The 15,667-nt window shown below is 71.0% G+C and carries 13 protein-coding genes; 5 read left to right on the forward strand and 8 right to left on the reverse strand.

The features are described from left to right. Positions 1–11 precede the first annotated feature (11 nt). Positions 12–1,445, forward strand: coding sequence for a cytochrome c (locus tag CTJ15_RS18960; RefSeq protein WP_019462949.1), 1,434 nt, complete (start codon positions 12–14; stop codon positions 1,443–1,445). 217 nt (positions 1,446–1,662) lie between these two features. On the opposite strand, the gene CTJ15_RS18965 is transcribed toward CTJ15_RS18960, so the two are convergent. The 7 genes from CTJ15_RS18965 to CTJ15_RS18995 form a co-directional block, all read right to left on the reverse strand. Continuing rightward, positions 1,663–2,466 (reverse strand): amino acid ABC transporter ATP-binding protein, encoded by an 804-nt coding sequence (locus CTJ15_RS18965; protein WP_019462947.1) that lies wholly within the window; start codon positions 2,464–2,466, stop codon positions 1,663–1,665. A gap of 8 nt (positions 2,467–2,474) precedes the next feature. Then, a complete protein-coding gene (locus CTJ15_RS18970) occupies positions 2,475–3,140 on the reverse strand; it encodes an amino acid ABC transporter permease (RefSeq protein WP_019462946.1) in 666 nt (221 codons plus the stop codon). 12 nt (positions 3,141–3,152) lie between these two features. Continuing rightward, complete coding sequence (locus CTJ15_RS18975) at positions 3,153–3,818, reverse strand: amino acid ABC transporter permease (protein WP_026033537.1); 666 nt, start codon at positions 3,816–3,818, stop codon at positions 3,153–3,155. Positions 3,819–3,948: 130 nt separating this feature from the next. After that, a complete protein-coding gene (locus CTJ15_RS18980) occupies positions 3,949–4,845 on the reverse strand; it encodes a transporter substrate-binding domain-containing protein (protein WP_075821625.1) in 897 nt (298 codons plus the stop codon). A 319-nt stretch (positions 4,846–5,164) separates the two neighbouring features. Next, positions 5,165–6,340, reverse strand: coding sequence for an ABC transporter substrate-binding protein (locus tag CTJ15_RS18985; protein WP_083755398.1), 1,176 nt, complete (start codon positions 6,338–6,340; stop codon positions 5,165–5,167). 129 nt (positions 6,341–6,469) lie between these two features. Continuing rightward, entirely contained in the window at positions 6,470–7,798 is a 1,329-nt protein-coding gene (locus tag CTJ15_RS18990) for a cystathionine gamma-synthase family protein (RefSeq protein ID WP_075821624.1), read from the reverse strand. A 145-nt stretch (positions 7,799–7,943) separates the two neighbouring features. After that, positions 7,944–9,152 (reverse strand): amidohydrolase family protein, encoded by a 1,209-nt coding sequence (locus tag CTJ15_RS18995; protein ID WP_075821623.1) that lies wholly within the window; start codon positions 9,150–9,152, stop codon positions 7,944–7,946. A gap of 211 nt (positions 9,153–9,363) precedes the next feature. On the opposite strand from CTJ15_RS18995, the gene CTJ15_RS19000 reads away from it, so the two are divergent. Beyond that, a complete protein-coding gene (locus CTJ15_RS19000; protein ID WP_075821622.1) occupies positions 9,364–10,044 on the forward strand; it encodes a flavin reductase family protein in 681 nt (226 codons plus the stop codon). Positions 10,045–10,079: 35 nt separating this feature from the next. Here the strand turns inward: CTJ15_RS19000 and CTJ15_RS19005 are convergent, their stop codons facing one another. Next, a complete protein-coding gene (locus CTJ15_RS19005; RefSeq protein ID WP_193009620.1) occupies positions 10,080–11,429 on the reverse strand; it encodes an LLM class flavin-dependent oxidoreductase in 1,350 nt (449 codons plus the stop codon). Positions 11,430–11,677: 248 nt separating this feature from the next. Between CTJ15_RS19005 and CTJ15_RS19010 the strand changes: the two genes are divergently transcribed. The 3 genes from CTJ15_RS19010 to CTJ15_RS19020 all read left to right on the forward strand — a co-directional run bounded on the left by CTJ15_RS19010 (position 11,678) and on the right by CTJ15_RS19020 (position 15,621). Next, positions 11,678–12,580, forward strand: coding sequence for a LysR substrate-binding domain-containing protein (locus CTJ15_RS19010; RefSeq protein ID WP_075821621.1), 903 nt, complete (start codon positions 11,678–11,680; stop codon positions 12,578–12,580). Positions 12,581–13,192: 612 nt separating this feature from the next. Then, positions 13,193–14,683 (forward strand): amidohydrolase family protein, encoded by a 1,491-nt coding sequence (locus CTJ15_RS19015; RefSeq protein WP_075821620.1) that lies wholly within the window; start codon positions 13,193–13,195, stop codon positions 14,681–14,683. Between the two features lie 5 nt (positions 14,684–14,688). Beyond that, the gene (locus CTJ15_RS19020; protein WP_058389227.1) at positions 14,689–15,621 is read left to right on the forward strand and encodes a GTP-binding protein; all 933 of its coding nucleotides are present in this window, start codon (positions 14,689–14,691) and stop codon (positions 15,619–15,621) included. Positions 15,622–15,667 lie beyond the last annotated feature (46 nt).

The following is a 15,667-nucleotide window of genomic DNA, read 5'->3' on the forward strand; positions in this document are numbered from 1 at the left end:
GGAACGGGGCCATGACCAAGCGGAAACCCCTCCTGCTCGCCGCCGGCCTCCTCGCCGCCCTCGCGGGCCCGGCCCTGGCTCAGCTGGCCCTGGCTCAGACGACACTGGCTCAGACGACACTGGCTCAGCCGGCCCCGGCTTCGTCCGGCCCGGCGCAGCAGCCCTCCGCCGGCGAGAAGGCGCTGATCGAGAAGGGCGCCTACCTCGCCCGCGCCGGTGACTGCGTGGCCTGCCACACCGGGCCGGGCGGCAAGCCCTTCGCCGGCGGCCTGCCGATCGAGAGCGATCTCGGCCGGATCGTCACCACCAACATCACGCCCGACAAGCAGACCGGCATCGGCAACTACACCGAGGCACAGTTCGCCGCCGCGCTGCGCCAGGGCCGGCGAGCCGATGGCACCAACCTCTACCCGGCGATGCCCTACCCCTCCTACCGGCTGATCACCGACGAGGACATGCACGCGCTCTACACCTTCTTCATGAAGGGTGTGGAGCCGGTCGTGAACAGGCCGGAGGAGACGAAGCTCAGCTTCCCCTTCAACCAGCGCTGGGGCATGTCGCTCTGGAACTGGGCCTTCCTGCCCACCGGCACCTTCCAGCCGAACCCGCAGGTGAGCGACGAGATCAACCGCGGCGCCTATCTGGTCGAGGGGCTGGGGCATTGCGGCACCTGCCACACGCCGCGCGCCTTCACCATGCAGGAGCGCGGCTTCACCGCCAGCGACCCGCATTTCCTCGCCGGCACCGAGCTGAACGGCTGGCACACGCCGCAGCTGCGCGCCGGCGGCGAGGCCGCGCGCGGCGTGGCGACCTGGAACGTGCAGGACATCGCCGACTATCTCGGCAAGGGGCGGAACCGCGTCTCCGCCGTCGGCGGCGAGATGAAGTCCGTGGTCGAGCACAGCATGAACTACATGAACGATGCCGACCTGCACGCGATCGGCGCCTATCTGAAGTCGATCCCCAACGCCATGCCGGCGGTGCAGCCCAGGCCGGACGGGCAGCGCCAGACCCAGGCGAAGCTGACCGCGGCGGTCGACCTGACGCCGGGCGAGCGCCTCTATCTCGACAACTGCAACGCCTGCCACTTCGTCACCGGCCATGGCGGGACCACGGTCTTCCCGCGCCTCGACGGAGCCTCCATCGTGAACGCGGAGAACCCCACCGGGCTGATCACCACGATCCTCGGCGGCGCGGCCACGCCCTCGACCGAGCGGGCGCCCTCCGTGCTGCCGATGCCGGGCTTCGCCTTCCGCCTGTCGGACGAGGAAGTGGCGACTCTGGCCAGCTTCGTGCGCAGCGCCTGGAGCAACACCGCCCCCGCGGTGACGGCCGAACAGGTGGCGCGGGTGCGCGCGAACCTGCCGAAGCACCCCGAGCCGGTGCCCCGCACCGGGTTCAGCAACGCTTCCGGCGGCACCAACCCGACCTCCAGCCGGCCGTGACGCGCGGCGCCAGGATGGCTCCTCCATCCTGGCGCCGTTCCCTTGTGGGGCGAGAGGCGGCCCGCCGCGAAGTGCAACGGCCAGGGGCGCCTCCGAGGCCGCGGCTGGCACATCGCTTGCTGCGCCGGACGCACACCACGACAGGACACCGGGCCTTCCCGGTCTTCTGGAACGTCCGGCGCAGCGCCTGACGGGTCCGGCGTCGCGCCTCCCGGGATCAGCCGGCATGCCCGAACAGGCCGTGGAAGCGCCCGAGGAAGCTCCGCAGCCTGTCGCTGGACGGGTTGCCGAAGATCTCCTTCGGCGGCCCGGCCTGGGCGACGCGGCCGCCATCCATGAAGACGACATGGTGCGACACGTCGCGCACGAAGAGCATCTCGTGGCTGACCAGGAGCATGGTCATGCCGCTCTCGGCGAGGTTCTGCATCACGCCCAGCACCTCGGCCACCAGCTCGGGGTCGAGGGCGGAGGTCACCTCGTCGAAGAGCAGCAGGCGCGGCTGCATGGCCACGGCCCGCGCGATGGCCACGCGCTGCTGCTGCCCGCCGGAAAGCTGGTAGGGATAGTGCCCGCGCCGCGGCCCCAGTCCCACGCGGTCCAGCCAGTGCCCGGCGATGTCGCGCGCCTCCGCCTTGCCCTTGCCCAGCACGCGGACGAGGCCGAGCATCACGTTCTCCTCCGCCGTCAGGTGCGGAAAGAGGTTGAAGCTCTGGAACACCATGCCGATGCGGGCGCGCTGGGCGGAAACCGCCGCCTCGCCCATCCGCCGCCGCCGCCCGTTCTCGACGCGGTAGCCGACCGGGTCGCCATCCAGCAGGATCTCGCCGCCATCATGTTCCTCCAGCAGGTTCACGCAGCGCAGGAAGGTGGTCTTGCCGGAGCCGGAGGCGCCGATCAGCGCCACCACCTGCCCCTGGTGCACGTCGAGGTCGATGCCCTTCAGCACCTCGACCGGACCGAAGCTCTTGTGCACGCCACGCGCGCGGAGAAGGGGCTGGGCGCCGTCGCTCTGGCTCATCATCGGGGCTCTCAGTTCCGGATATAGGAGAAACGCCGCTCCAGCAGCGCGCCGATCTGGGCGATGGCGAAGTTGACGATCAGGTAGAGGATGGCGGCGAGCAGGTAGAACTGGATGATCATGTAGTTGCGTGCGATCGCCTGCTGCGTCGCCAGCAGCAGCTCCACCACCCCGATCACCGAGAGCAGCGTGGAGCCCTTCACGATCTCCAGGCAGATGTTCACCCAGGGCGGCAGGGCCCGGCGCACCGCCTGCGGGATGATCACGTACCAGAGCCTCTTCGGGAAGGTCAGGCCGATGGCCTTGGCTGCCTCCATCTGCCCGGCGGGCACGGATTGCAGCGCGCCGCGCAGGTTCTCCGCCACATGCGCCGTGGCGAAGGCGGACAGCGCGATCACCCCGGCGGCGAAGGGCGTCACGTTCACCTTGAACAGCGCCAGCCCATAGAAGGTGAACAGGATCAGCACCAGCACCGGAATGCCGCGCATGAAATCCACATAGGCCCGCGCCAGCCAGCGGAACGGCGCCCAGGCATAGGCGAGCACGGCCCCCATCGCCAGCCCGGCCAGGGTGGCGAGGAGGATGCTGAGCAGCGAGGTGCCGAGCGTCACCTGGAGGCCGGAAAGCAGCGAGAAGCGGGCCAGCCAGGCCTGTTCAAGAAAGAGGTCGAGATCCATCCCCGCCCTCCTTCAGCGGATCACGGCATAGCGGCGCTCGACCTGCCGCAGCAGCAGGGCGATCGCATAGGCGGTGACGAGGTAGAGCGCGCTGGCGGTGAGCCAGGATTCCATCACGCGGAAGGTGTTGGCGTTGATCTGCCGCGCCGTGAAGGTCAGCTCCGGCACCGCGATGGCAGCGGCGAGCGAGGTGTCCTTGAACAGCGAGATCAGGTTGTTGCTGATCGCGGGAAGGGTGATGCGGAAGGTGACGGGCAGGATGACGTAGCGCTGCCGCTGCCAGGGCCGCATGCCGATGGCCTTGGCCGCCTCCATGTACTGCCGCGGCACCGTGCCCAGGCCGGCGCGGAAGACCTCGCACATATAGGCGCCGGCATAGATGGACAGGGTGAAGATGAAGGACTGGACCTTGTCCAGCCCGTAGATGCCCAGTTCCGGCAGGCCGAAATAGATGAAGAAGACCAGCAGCAGCAGCGGCGTGTTGCGGATGACCTCCACATAGGCCCAGACCGGCCAGCTCACCCAGCGCGGCCCATAGACGCGCCCCATGGCGCAGAACAGCCCGATCACCGTGCCGATGGCCAGCGAGGCGATCGCCAGCCCGAGGCCCAGGCCGAGCGCGGCCGCGAAACGGTCCCAGTTCCGCCAGATGACGGACCAGTCGAAGTGATAGTCGATCATGCCTGTCCCGATCGCCCAGGACATTCCCGGCGCGGCCGCGCCGGCCGGGAATGTTCCATCCGTTGGTGTGCATCGCAGCGGGATGCAGGCCCCGCCGGGGCGTTCCCGTCCCGGCGCGGCGGAAGGATCAGGAGAACTCGCTCGGGAAACCGACCTTGGGCGTCGGCAGCTCGATGCCGAACCACTTCTTGTAGGAGGCGGCGAAGTAGTCGAAGTCGACGCCCATCATCGCTTCCTTGTACACGGTGTTGACGTAGTTCAGCCACACCGGGTCGCCGGGCTTGACGGCGGAGGCATAGGAGTTCGGCATCCAGCCATAGCCCGAATCGACGAAGCGGCCGGGCGCCTGCTGCATCAGCCAGCGCGAGGCCGACTGGTCCGACATCGCCGCGTCGATGCGCCGGGCGTTCAGCGCCTGGATCGTGGCATCCGGACTCTCGAAGGCATCCACCTTGGCCTGGGGCAGCGCCTTGTGCACCCATTCCTCCAGGAAGACGTTCTGCATGCCGCCGATGGTCACGGCGCCGCCCGCGGCCTTCAGTTCCTCGAAGTTCTTGTACTTGCCGCCGCGCGCCAGCAGCAGCAGGCTCACGCCCTCGCGGTAATAGGGGATGGTGAACTCCACCTGCTGCGCGCGGCCGCCGGTGACGGTCATCCACTGCACCACGATGTCCACCTTGTCGGTGATCAGGCTCGGGATGCGCGCATCGGAGCCCTGCAGCACGAACTCCACCTTGTCGTAGTCGTCGAACAGGTTCTTCGCCAGCAGCCGGGCGAGGTCGATGTCCATGCCCACCAGCTTCCCGCTCGAATCCTCGAAATGCCAGGGCGGGTTGGTGCTGCCGGTTCCGACGATCAGCTTGCCGCGGTCCTTCACCACCTGCAGCCGGCTCCTGCCCGCCGCCTGGGCATGCGCCGCCCTGGGCGTGAGCAGGCCCAGCCCCGTCCCCATCGCGGCGCCCAGCGCCGACAGGCCGAAAAAGCCGCGCCGGACGAGATTGGCGCGGCTGGTCTGGTCGTCCATCGGATGTCTACCCCCTTGCTGTCCCCCGGAGCCCGGATGCACCGGCCCCGCCAAGGGAAGCAGAGCAAGAATGTCGCCACCTCCACAATGGTCCGCATGCGGATCGGCCGGGAAAGCATCGCCCCCTCCGCCGGTCGCGCTCCACGTTCGGCGTCGTCCCCGGGGGACAAGGCTCCGCCTTTTCCCCCGGACCCCCTTATCCGCCAGGACCCTGAGGGTCCTGGACCTCCCGTTCGTTGGCGCTTGCTGATGCCGGATCGCGCCGGAGAGCCACGCTCTCCGGCGGCCAGCCACGAAGCACGACGCCCGAAGGGGCGGTTCAGGCCTTCAGGTTGGTCCAGTAGGTCCCCTGCATCGGCACGGCGGCGAAGCGCTGGTTCAGCGTGGCCAGCGTGGCGGCGGGGTCGATCCCGGCCGTGGCCTCCGGATGGAACCAGCGTGCCATGGCCTCGATGGCCATGAGGTGGGTCGGCGAGTCGTTGAAGGCGTGCCAGAGCGCATGGGCCCGGCCCTGCTTCACGGCGCTGAGGCCGGAAAGGTGCTGGCTCTCGATCACCTGCGCCAGGCTCGACCGGGCCAGGGCGGGATCGACCCCGGCGCCCAGGCTCACCCCGCCGCGCCCGCCATAGGGGCCGCCGGTGGCGATATAGACATGCGGGTCCTGGGTCAGCACGTATTCCAGGCTGAGCTGGCCGGTTTCGGTGGCGATGCTGTCCGCGCCGATATTGTGCCCGCCGGCGAAGCGGATGAAGTCGTCATAGACCCCGCGGCCCGGGGAGAAGCAGCAGGCCAGCCCGCCGGCATGGGCCTGCATCATCACCCGGGGCCGGTTCTCGCCGATCCCGGCGAGGCGCGCCTGCACCGCCCGCATCCGCGCGCGATAGAACTCCAGGAAAGCACCGGCCTGTTCCTCCCGCCCCAGCAGTTGGCCCAGGATCTCCAGGCTCGGCTCCGTGTCGCGCAGCGGGCGGACAAAGAAATCCACCACCGCCACGGCGACGCCCGCCGCCTCCAGCGGCGCGAAGAAGCTGGCCGCCGCCGTGCCGCCGCCCAGGCTGGCGACGTTGCGGCGGCTCAGCAGCAGCAGGTCCGGCTTCACCGTCAGAAGCTGCTCCAGCACCCCGACCCCGGTGGAGAAGCCCAGCACCGGCAGCCGGTCCAGCGCCGGGAAGCGGCGCAGATAGGCCTGGTACTCCGCCCCCTCGCCCCGGCGCATGTCGTCCGCCCAGCCGACGACGAGGCTGGCCGGGTCGGGATGCAGCAGGTTCAGCACGGCGAGATGGCGCCCCTGGCCCAGGGCGATCCGCCGGGCCGGCTGCTTCAGGGCGATCTCCCGGCCCAGCAGGTCGCGCAGGCGGGGCGCTTCCTGCGCCCGCAGCACCGCGGGCGTCGCCAACGGGGCCGCCATGGCGGAAAGGACCAGGACCAGCCCGTGCCGCAGCACGGTCCGGCGGCGGCGCGGGCAGGGGGAGGGGGGAGAGGATGTCTCGGGCATGGCGCAACGCCTTTCCGGTGGCCACCCGCCCGGCCGGGCGGCGAAGGCCGCGAAGTTGTTGCGAAGCCTTCGCATGAACGGCCGGGCTTGGCCAGGGCCGCCCCCGCCCACTCCCCCGTTACCGCCCTATCATCCTCCCATCATCCCCCTGGGGGCCTGCCCCTCGCCATCCCCGTCCAGCGTCGCCAGGGCCTGGGCGAGATCGGCGATCAGGTCGTCCGGGTTCTCGATGCCGATGCTCAGCCGCACCAGCCCGTCGGTGACGCCGATCCGCGTCCGCAGCTCGGCCGGCACACCGGAATGGGTGGTGGAGGCCGGATGACTGATCAGCGACTCCGTCCCGCCCAGGCTGACCGCCAGCTTGAAGACCCGCAGCGCGTTGAGCATGCGGAAGGCCTCGTCCTGCCCGCCCCGCAGCTCGATGCTGAAGGTCGAGCCGGGGCCGCTGCACTGCGCCGCATAGACCCGCCGCGTGGCCTCGTCGCCCCGGTCCGGCCCCAGCGCATGAACCCGGCTCACATGCGGATGCCCGGACAGGAACTCCGCCACCGCCTCGGCATTGGCCGCCGCCGCCCGCATCCGCAGCGACAGCGTTTCCAGCGAGCGGCCGATCATCCAGCAGGAATGCGGGTCGAGCTGCGTGCCGATGGCGCCGCGCAGCAGCCGCACCGGTTGCAGCACCGCGCGTGATCCCAGTGCCGCGCCGGCGATCAGGTCGCTGTGCCCGCCGACATACTTGGTCAGCGAATAGAGCGAGATATCCGCCCCCTGCGCCAGCGGTGTCTGGAAGACCGGGCCGAGCAGGGTGTTGTCGCAAAGCAGCAGCGGACGCTTTCCGCCCTGGGCCGCCGCGATGCGCTCGGCCTCCGCCCGCAGCAGGGCGAGGTCCACCAGCGTGTTCAGCGGGTTGGACGGGGTCTCCGCCAGGACCATCGCCACCGGGCCGCGCGCCATGGCCCGTTCCGCCGCCGCCCGCACGGCACCGGCATCGGTGCCCTGGGAGAAGCCCTCGGCCAGGATACCGTATTCCGCCAGGGTGCGGGCCAGCAGCGTTTCCGTGCCGCCATAGAGCGGCTGGCTGTGCAGGATGACCTGCCCCGGCCGCGCATGGGCCAGGATGGTGGTGGCGATCGCGGCCATGCCGGAGGCGAAGAGCAGCCCGCCCTCCGCCCCCTCGTAGAGGGCCAGCCGCTCCTCCACGATCTCGCTGTTCGGGTGGTTGAAGCGGGAATAGACCAGCCCCGCCCCGCCCTCCGGCGCCGGCTTGCGCCCGGCCACCACGTCGAAATAGTCCCGCCCTTCCTCCGCCGAGCGGAAGACGAAGGTGGAGGTGAGGAAGACCGGCGGCTTCACCGCGCCTTCCGACAGGGCCGGGTCGTAGCCATAGCCCAGCATCAGCGTTTCGGGGCTCAGCCGGTGGTTGCCGAGCATGGTCTTGTGACTGCGGTCCTGAGCCATGCGCCTCGCCTTTCCGCCGTGGAAGCCGCGAGCATACCAGGAAACCCGGCCCGCGCCGCCGTTCCGGGCGGCGCCGGACCATGCCCGGGGGCGGGGCGCAATTCACATCGCGGTGGGGCGGGCCAAGGGAGTCAGGGGCCAGGGGTCAGGGCGCCTCGACCAGGGAGACGCCGTTGCGCGCCACCACCCGGCCGCGCTTGACCACGAGGCGCCGCGGCGGGCGGGCGGCCACGGCCTCGGCCAGCGATTCCCCATCCACCAGCACGAGATCCGCCCGGCAGCCGGGCTCGATCCCATAGCCCTCCAGCCGCATCACCCTGGCGCCGCCCCGGGTGCAGATGTCCAGCGCCATCTCCACCTCCTCGTCCCGGCGGAAGTTGTTGCGCAGCCCGATCAGCATCGCGCGCTCCAGCATGTCGGCATTGCCATAGGGGCCCCAGGTGTCGCGGATGCCGTCGGAGCCCGCGCAAAGGCGGATGCCCAGGCCGCGCAGCGTGGCGGCGGCGGGCACCGGGCGACTGGCGGGCGCGGTGGTGGCGATGGCGATGTCCAGCGCCGCGATCCGCTCCAGCAGCGGGTTCACCAGCGCCGGGTCCGGGTCGCCCAGGCAGAAGGCATGGCTCACCGTCACCCGCCCCTCCATGCCCAGCGCCCGGGTGCGCTCGATGATCAGATCCAGGCTGAAGGCGCCGAGCTGCCCTGGCTCGTGCAGGTGGATGTCCACCGGCCTGCCGAAGCGCTCGGCCAGGCCGAACACCACGTCGAGCTGCCCCTTCGGGTCGCGGTCGATGGCGCAGGGATCGAGCCCGCCCACCACATCCGCGCCCATGCGCATCGCCTCCTCCATCAGCGCCGCCACGCCCGGGCGGACCATCAGCCCGGATTGCGGAAAGGCGACGGTCTCGATCTCCATCACCCCGGCATAGGCGGCCCGGGTGGCGAGCACGCCCTCCATGCCCGCGAGGCCCACCGCGTCGTCCACATCCACATGCGTGCGGATATGCGTCGTGCCCATGCGCAGCGACTGCACCACCTGCCGCGCCGACTGGCGGGCCGGGTCGATGTCCCATTCCTTCTTCAGCCGCCGCTCGGTCTCGATCTTGTCGATCAGCCGCGGCCCGGCCTGGTGCCGGCGCCAGCCCATGCCCCAGAGCGACTTGTCGAGATGGGTGTGCGCCTCGACGAAGCCGGGGACCAGCAGCGCCCCGGCGCCATCCTCCACCGGCACGCCAGGCGCCTCCAGGGGGGCATCCGGCCCGCCGCCCCATCCGGCCACGCGCCCGTCGCGGACCAGCACGTCGGTGGCCTCGCCCCCCATGGGCCGGACGTTCCGGAGCAGCAGGTCATGCGTCATGCGGGCGTTTCCTCCAGGCGGGACGTGGCGATCCGCAACTTCCGGGCCACTGGATCGCAGGCCGCCATGAAGCGCCGGCCATGCCCCGGATTCAAGCCGCCGCGCCGGAACCCCAGGAGAGGCGCGGTCGACGGCATCCCGGCGCCTTCTGTATAGGATTCCGCCGCACCGACCCCGCCCCGGCCCGGCGGCGATGCCGAGGGAACGAGACATGAGCGACACCGCCAGCATCGGTATCACGGAAAGCCTGGGCTTCGACTTCGCCGCCCTGTCGCCGCGCGAACGCTACAAGATCCTGATCGGCAGCGTCGTGCCGCGTCCCATCGCGCTGGTGACGACGATCGGGGCGGACGGGCGCGCGAACGCGGCGCCCTTCTCCTTCTTCAACTGCCTCTCCGCCGATCCGGCCATCGTGGCCCTGGGCATCGAGTTCCGCGCCGACGGCTCGCCGAAGGACACCGGCCGCAACATCCGCGACACGGGCTGCTTCACCGTCAACATCGTCTCCGACGCACTGGTGGAAGCGATGAATGTTTGTGCCACGCCCTTCGATCCGGGTGTGGACGAATTGGCCGAGGCCGGGCTGGAGATCCGCCCCGGCCATGCCGTCGCCTGCCCCTGGATCGCCCGCGCCCCCGCCGCGCTGGAATGCCGCCTGCATTCCTTCCTGGAGATCGGCAATTCCCGCGAGATCGTGCTGGGCGAGGTCCTCCACGCGCATCTGCGCGCCGACGCGGTGGACGGGCGCCTGCACATCGATCCCGCAATCATCGATGCCGTGGGCCGCATGGGCGGCCATGGCTATGCCGGCACCCGCCAGCGCTTCGACCTGCCCACCATGAGCGCCGGCGACCACGCCGCCGGGCGCGTGCCGGCGCGGCGCGAAGGCTGACGGGACCACGCCGCCCCGCTGGCGTGCCGCCGGGCTCAGGCCCGCTGGCGGTGGGAGCCGTGCGCCGGCCGCGGCAGGCCAAGGCTGCCGCGGAAGGTGCCGTCGCCGCCATACTCGGTCTGGAACAGGCCACGCCGCTGCAACTCCGGCACCAGCCAGTCGAAGGCCTCGTAGGCCGGCGCCGGAAGATGGGAGGCCATGATGTTGAACCCGTCGCAGCCGCGCGCGGCGAACCAGTCCTCCATCAGGTCGGCCACGTCGGCGGCCGTGCCCACCACGAGGTTGTGCCCCGAGGCGCCGGCCACGATCTGATAGAGCCTGCGGATCGTCATGCCCTCCTGCCGCGCCATCCGCACCAGCTTCTCGTGCCCGCTCTTGACCGCGTTGCTGTTCTCCAGCGGCGCGGGCAGCGGCCCGTCCAGCGGCAGGCCGGACAGGTCGCCGAAGGACGACGCCAGCATCGGCAGGCCCAGGCATTCGTGGATCAGGTCCTGGAGCTGCGCGAACCTGCCCTCCGCCTCGGCACGCGTGCGCCCCAGGATCGGCATGATGCCCGGCATCACCAGCATGCTGTCCGGGTCGCGCCCCGTGCCCGCGGCATGCGACTTGACGCTACCGTAGAAGGCAACGGCATCCTCGCGCGACTTCTGCGCGGTATAGATGATGTCCGCGATGCGCGAGCCCAGCACCTGCCCGGGCCCCGAGGACCCCGCCTGCGCGATCACCGGATAGCCCTGGATCGGCCGCGCGACGTTCAGCGGCCCGGCCACGCGGAAATGCTCGCCCTCATGGCGCAGGTTGTGCAGCTTCGCCGGATCGAAATAGCGGCCCGAGGCCTTGTCGCGGATAAAGGCGTCGTCCTCCCAGCTATCCCAGAGGCCGAAGACGACATCGACGAACTCCTCGGCCCGGCGATAGCGGTTCCCGTGCGCCAGCAGCCGGTCGCTGCCGAAGTTGTGCGCCTCCTGCTCGCTCCAGGATGTCACGACGTTCCAGCCCACCCGGCCGCCGCTGATATGGTCGAGCGAGGCGAACTTGCGCGCGATGTGATAGGGCTCGTTGTAGGTGGTCGAGGCGCTGGCCACGAAGCCCAGCCGCTCCGTCACCGCCGACAGGGCGCCGATCAGCGTCAGCGGCTCGAAGACGTCGATGCGGGCGAGATAGCTCAGCTCGTCGTCGCTCTTGGCGGAATGGCGCACCGCGATGCCGTCCGCCCAGAACATGAAGTGGAAGCGCGCCCGCTCCGCCGCCTGGGCCAGGCGCTTCCACAGCGCGAAGTCCATGGCCGCGGTCTCCTGCGCGTCGGGCATCCGCCAGCCCGCCGAGTGCGCGCCGTTGACCACGATGTTCAGCCCGAGCTTCATGTCGCGACGATGGCCGCTCATGCCGTATCTCTCCGAATGTCCTGGTCGGGGCAGCGTGCCGGCCTCCGCGCCCGGCCCGCGGACGCCGGGCCGCCGAGGCCGGGCGGACAGCCGCCCGTCCCACGGACCGGTTTCCCCGAAATCCTGGTGGAGCCGCGATGCGCCGGTGTCGTCCTGTCCCTGGACGGAGCCTAGGGGCGGCGGGCACTTGCCGTCAAAGTACCAGTGATGCCAGGGTTCATTCCAAAAGGTTATGAAAGAGGCCCGGCATGAACCTGCGCCAGTGCGAGATCTTCCGCGCGGTCATGACCAGCTCCTCCATCACCGGCGCCGCCGATCGCCTGGGCATCACCCAGCCAGCGGTGAGCAAGATGCTGGCGCAGATGGAGCGCGATCTCGGCTTCCCGGTCTTCCTGCGCGAACGCCGCCGCCTCGTCCCCACGCCCGAGGCGCAGGCCCTCTTCAAGGAGGTCGAGCGCGCCTTCCTGGGCCTGGAGCACCTGACCCGCTTCGCGCGCGACCTGAAGGGGCTCAGGCAGGGGCATCTCGTCCTTGGCGCGCCCTATGCCGCGGCGGCGGGCTGGCTGCCCGGGGTGGTGGCGGGCTTCCTGCGGCAGCATCCGGGCCTGTCCCTGTCGCTCCGCACCATGGACTCGCTCTCGGTCGCGCAATCCCTGGTGGCGGGGCATCTCGACCTCGGCCTGGTGCAGTTCGAGGTCCCGGCCCAGGCCCTGCACCGCGAATGCCTCCTGTCCGTGGAGGCGGTCTGCGTGCTGCCCCCCGGGCACCCCCTCGCGGCGAAGCCCAGCCTCGGCCCGCCGGACCTGCGCGACGAGCCCCTGGTGGCCCTGGCCGCAGCGGACCGCTACCGCCAGCGGCTGGAGGCCGAGCTGGCGGCGCATGGCATCGCGCCCCGCATCCGGGTGGATGCGCCGCTCGCCTCGGCGGCCTGCGCCCTGGTGATGGAGGGCATGGGCATCGCCCTGGTGGACCGCCTGACCGCCGAGGACAACCGCCCCCGCGGCATCCTCCTCCGGCCCTTCGCGCCGCGCCTCGCCGAAGACCTGACGCTCCTCACCCCCACGCGCCGCCCCGCCTCCCTCGCGGTCGCGCGCTTCGCCGCCTTCCTGAAGGCGCATTTCCAGGGCGCGTCCAGGCCGGCGCCAGCCTGATCCGGATGGCGGAACGCACCGGCCCACGGGCCTGCAAGGGTCTGGGCGTCACGCTCCGTGGCCAGCCCCCGGGGGACAAGGCGCCGCCTTTCCCCCGGCCCCCCCATCCGCCAGGACGCTGCGCGCCCTGGACCGGGGGGGGCTCGCGGCAACCGTCGGCCCGAAGGTCCGATCCCACAGCACGGACGGATACGGCAGCGCCGGAAAAGAAAGAAAACCTCCCGGGCCACGCGCCCCCCGCCGCACGGGGCGGGCACGGCCCCCAAACACCCCTTGCTTCCCGGACCCACCCCAGACTATAGGAATAAAATCAACACACCGCTTCGCCGCCGCGCGATTCACCGCGCCTGCACCAGCATGACCCGGGTGATCCCCGGCCTGCCGGCCATCGCGTCGTCCGGACGGATAAAAGGCTAAAATCCTAAAGTGCCAAAGCTTCGAAGTGGCACGGCCGGCGGCTTACCCTGGCCCGCGCAGGAAACCCGCCCCTGCGATTGCCAGCCCCGGAGAATCTGTTTCTAGTGCCGCGCCCGCACCGGGCCGGCCGCACGCACCACGCGCGTCGCCGCCGTCCCGGTGCGCGGGCGGTTGTCTGGCGCGCGGGGTGACGGAATGGGTGGCTTGGTGATCAGCGGCGGCCGGGTTGTGGACCCGGCGAGCGGGATGGATGCCGTGGGCGACGTGGCCCTGATCGACGGCAAGGTCGCCGCCCTGGGCACCGGGCTGGGCGGCGCCGAGCGTGTGATCGACGCGACGGGGCTCGTGGTCGCGCCGGGCTTCATCGACCTGCACGCGCATGGCCAGTCCATCCCCGCCGACCGCATGCAGGCCTTCGACGGCGTGACCACGACGCTGGACCTGGAAGCCGGCGTGATGCCCGTCGCATCCTGGTACAGGCGCCAGGCGGCGGAAGGGCGCATCCTGAACTACGGTGCCGCCACCAACTGGGCCTTCGCCCGCATCGGCGCCATGGTCGGCACCAACGAGGAATCCTCGCTGGAGGCCTTCGGCCGCGCCATGCGCGACCGCCGCTGGATGGACAACATCGCGACCGAGGCCGAGGTCGCGGGCATCATCGACCGCATCACGCAGGGGCTCGACGAGGGCGGCATCGGCATCGGCATCCTCAACGCCTACGCGCCCGGCGCCGGCGTGCAGGAACTGGTCGAGGTCTGCCGCCTCGCCGCCGCGAAGAACGTGCCGACCTTCACCCATGTCGCCTACATGGCGCGCATCGATCCGCAGAGCGCGGCCGAGGCCTATATCCGCCTGATCGGCTATGCCGCGGCGACCGGCGCGCACATGCACATCTGCCACTTCAACAGCTCCAGCAAGACAGACATCGCCCGCTGCTACGATCTGGTGCGCAACGCGCAGCTCAAGGGGCTGAACATCACCGTCGAGGCCTATCCCTACGGCACCGGCTCCACCGTTCTGGCGGCGGCCTTCTTCAGCGACCCGCATTTCGAATCCCGCAACGGCCTCGGCTACGATTCCGTGCAGCGCGTGACGGACGGCCACCGCTTCCGCGATCGTGACGAACTGCTGGCGGCGCAGGCCGAGGACCCGTCGCAGCTCGTGCTCTGGCACGTGCTGGACACGGAGCACAACGAGCGCCACCGCGAGCTGCTGGACATGGCCGTGCTCTACCCGGACGGCGCCATCGCCTCGGACGCGATGCCCTGGTCGATGCCGGATGGCAGCACCTACACGGGCGATGCCTGGCCGCTGCCGGAGGAAGCGACCTCCCACCCGCGCTCCGCCGGCTGCTTCACGCGCTTCATCCGCCGCTGGGTGCGGGAGCGCCAGGCGGTGCCGCTGATCGAGGGCATCCGCAAGGTCTCGCTGATCCCGGCGCAGATCCTGGAGGCCAGCACGCCCGCCATGGCCGGCAAGGGCCGCCTGGCCGTGGGCGCCGACGCCGACGTCGTGGTCTTCGACTACGACACGCTCAGCGACAGGGCGGAGTTCACCGCGATGAACCGCCCGGCCGAGGGCGTGCGCCACCTGATCGTCAGCGGCGTGCCGGTGATCGCCGACGGCGTGATGGACGTGGCGGCGCGGCCCGGCCGGCCGGTGCGCCGCCCCGCCATCACGCGCTGAGCGGCATGCCCGTCCCCGTCCTGCTCGTCGCCGGCTTCCTGGGGGCGGGCAAGACCACGGTGGTGAACCACCTCCTGGCCCATGCCGGGGGGCGGCGCATCGCCGCGGTGGTGAACGACTTCGGCGCGATCAACATCGACGCGGAACTGGTCGCCGGCGCCAGCGACGGCGTCGTCAGCCTGTCCAACGGCTGCATCTGCTGCTCGCTGGAAGGCGACCTGCTGCGCACGCTGGCCACCCTCCTGCGGCGCGACCCGCGCCCGGAGGCCATCGTGATCGAGACCAGCGGCGTGGCCGAGCCCTCGGACATCGTCCGCAACCTCATGGACCCGGTGATCTGGCGCGAGGCGCCGCTGGAGACCGTGCTCTGCGTGGTGGATGCGACGGCCACGTCGGAGGCGCTGGAGGACCCGCTGTTCCGCGCCCAGCTCCGCGCCGCCGATGTGGTGGCGCTGAGCAAGGTGGACCTCGCCGAGGACGCCGACCGTGCCAGGGTCCGCGCCGCCGTGAAGGCGCAGCGCCCTGCGGCGCTCGCCGTCGATGCGCCGCAGGGCCGGGTGCCGCTGGAACTCCTCTTCCCGGACGACCCGGCGCATGTTCCCGCGCCGCGCGATCCCGGCCGCCGCCGCCCCGTGGCCGACCGTTTCGAGACGCTGAGCTGGACCTCCGACCGGCCTCTCTCGCTGCCCCGGCTGCAACAGGCCATCGCCCGCCTCGCGCCCCGCCTCGCCCGCGCCAAGGGGCTGTTCGAGACCGTGGAGCAGCCAGGCCGCCAGTTCCTGTTCCAGCTCGCCGGCGGCCGCGCGACCCTGGCCCCGGCCGGAGCGCCGCCGCCGGACCTGCCCCGGGCGCGGATCGTGTTCATCGCGGAGATCGGCGCCCTTTCCGCCGCCGAGATCGAAGGGGCGATGGAGGCCTGCACCGCCGGGACAGGGTGACACGAGCGGACCGTTCCGCTTCATGGCAGCACTCTCCCCGGGCCTA

Origin of the sequence: Roseomonas sp. FDAARGOS_362, assembly GCF_002754815.1 — a bacterium.
In the GTDB taxonomy this organism is placed as follows: domain Bacteria; phylum Pseudomonadota; class Alphaproteobacteria; order Acetobacterales; family Acetobacteraceae; genus Roseomonas; species Roseomonas mucosa.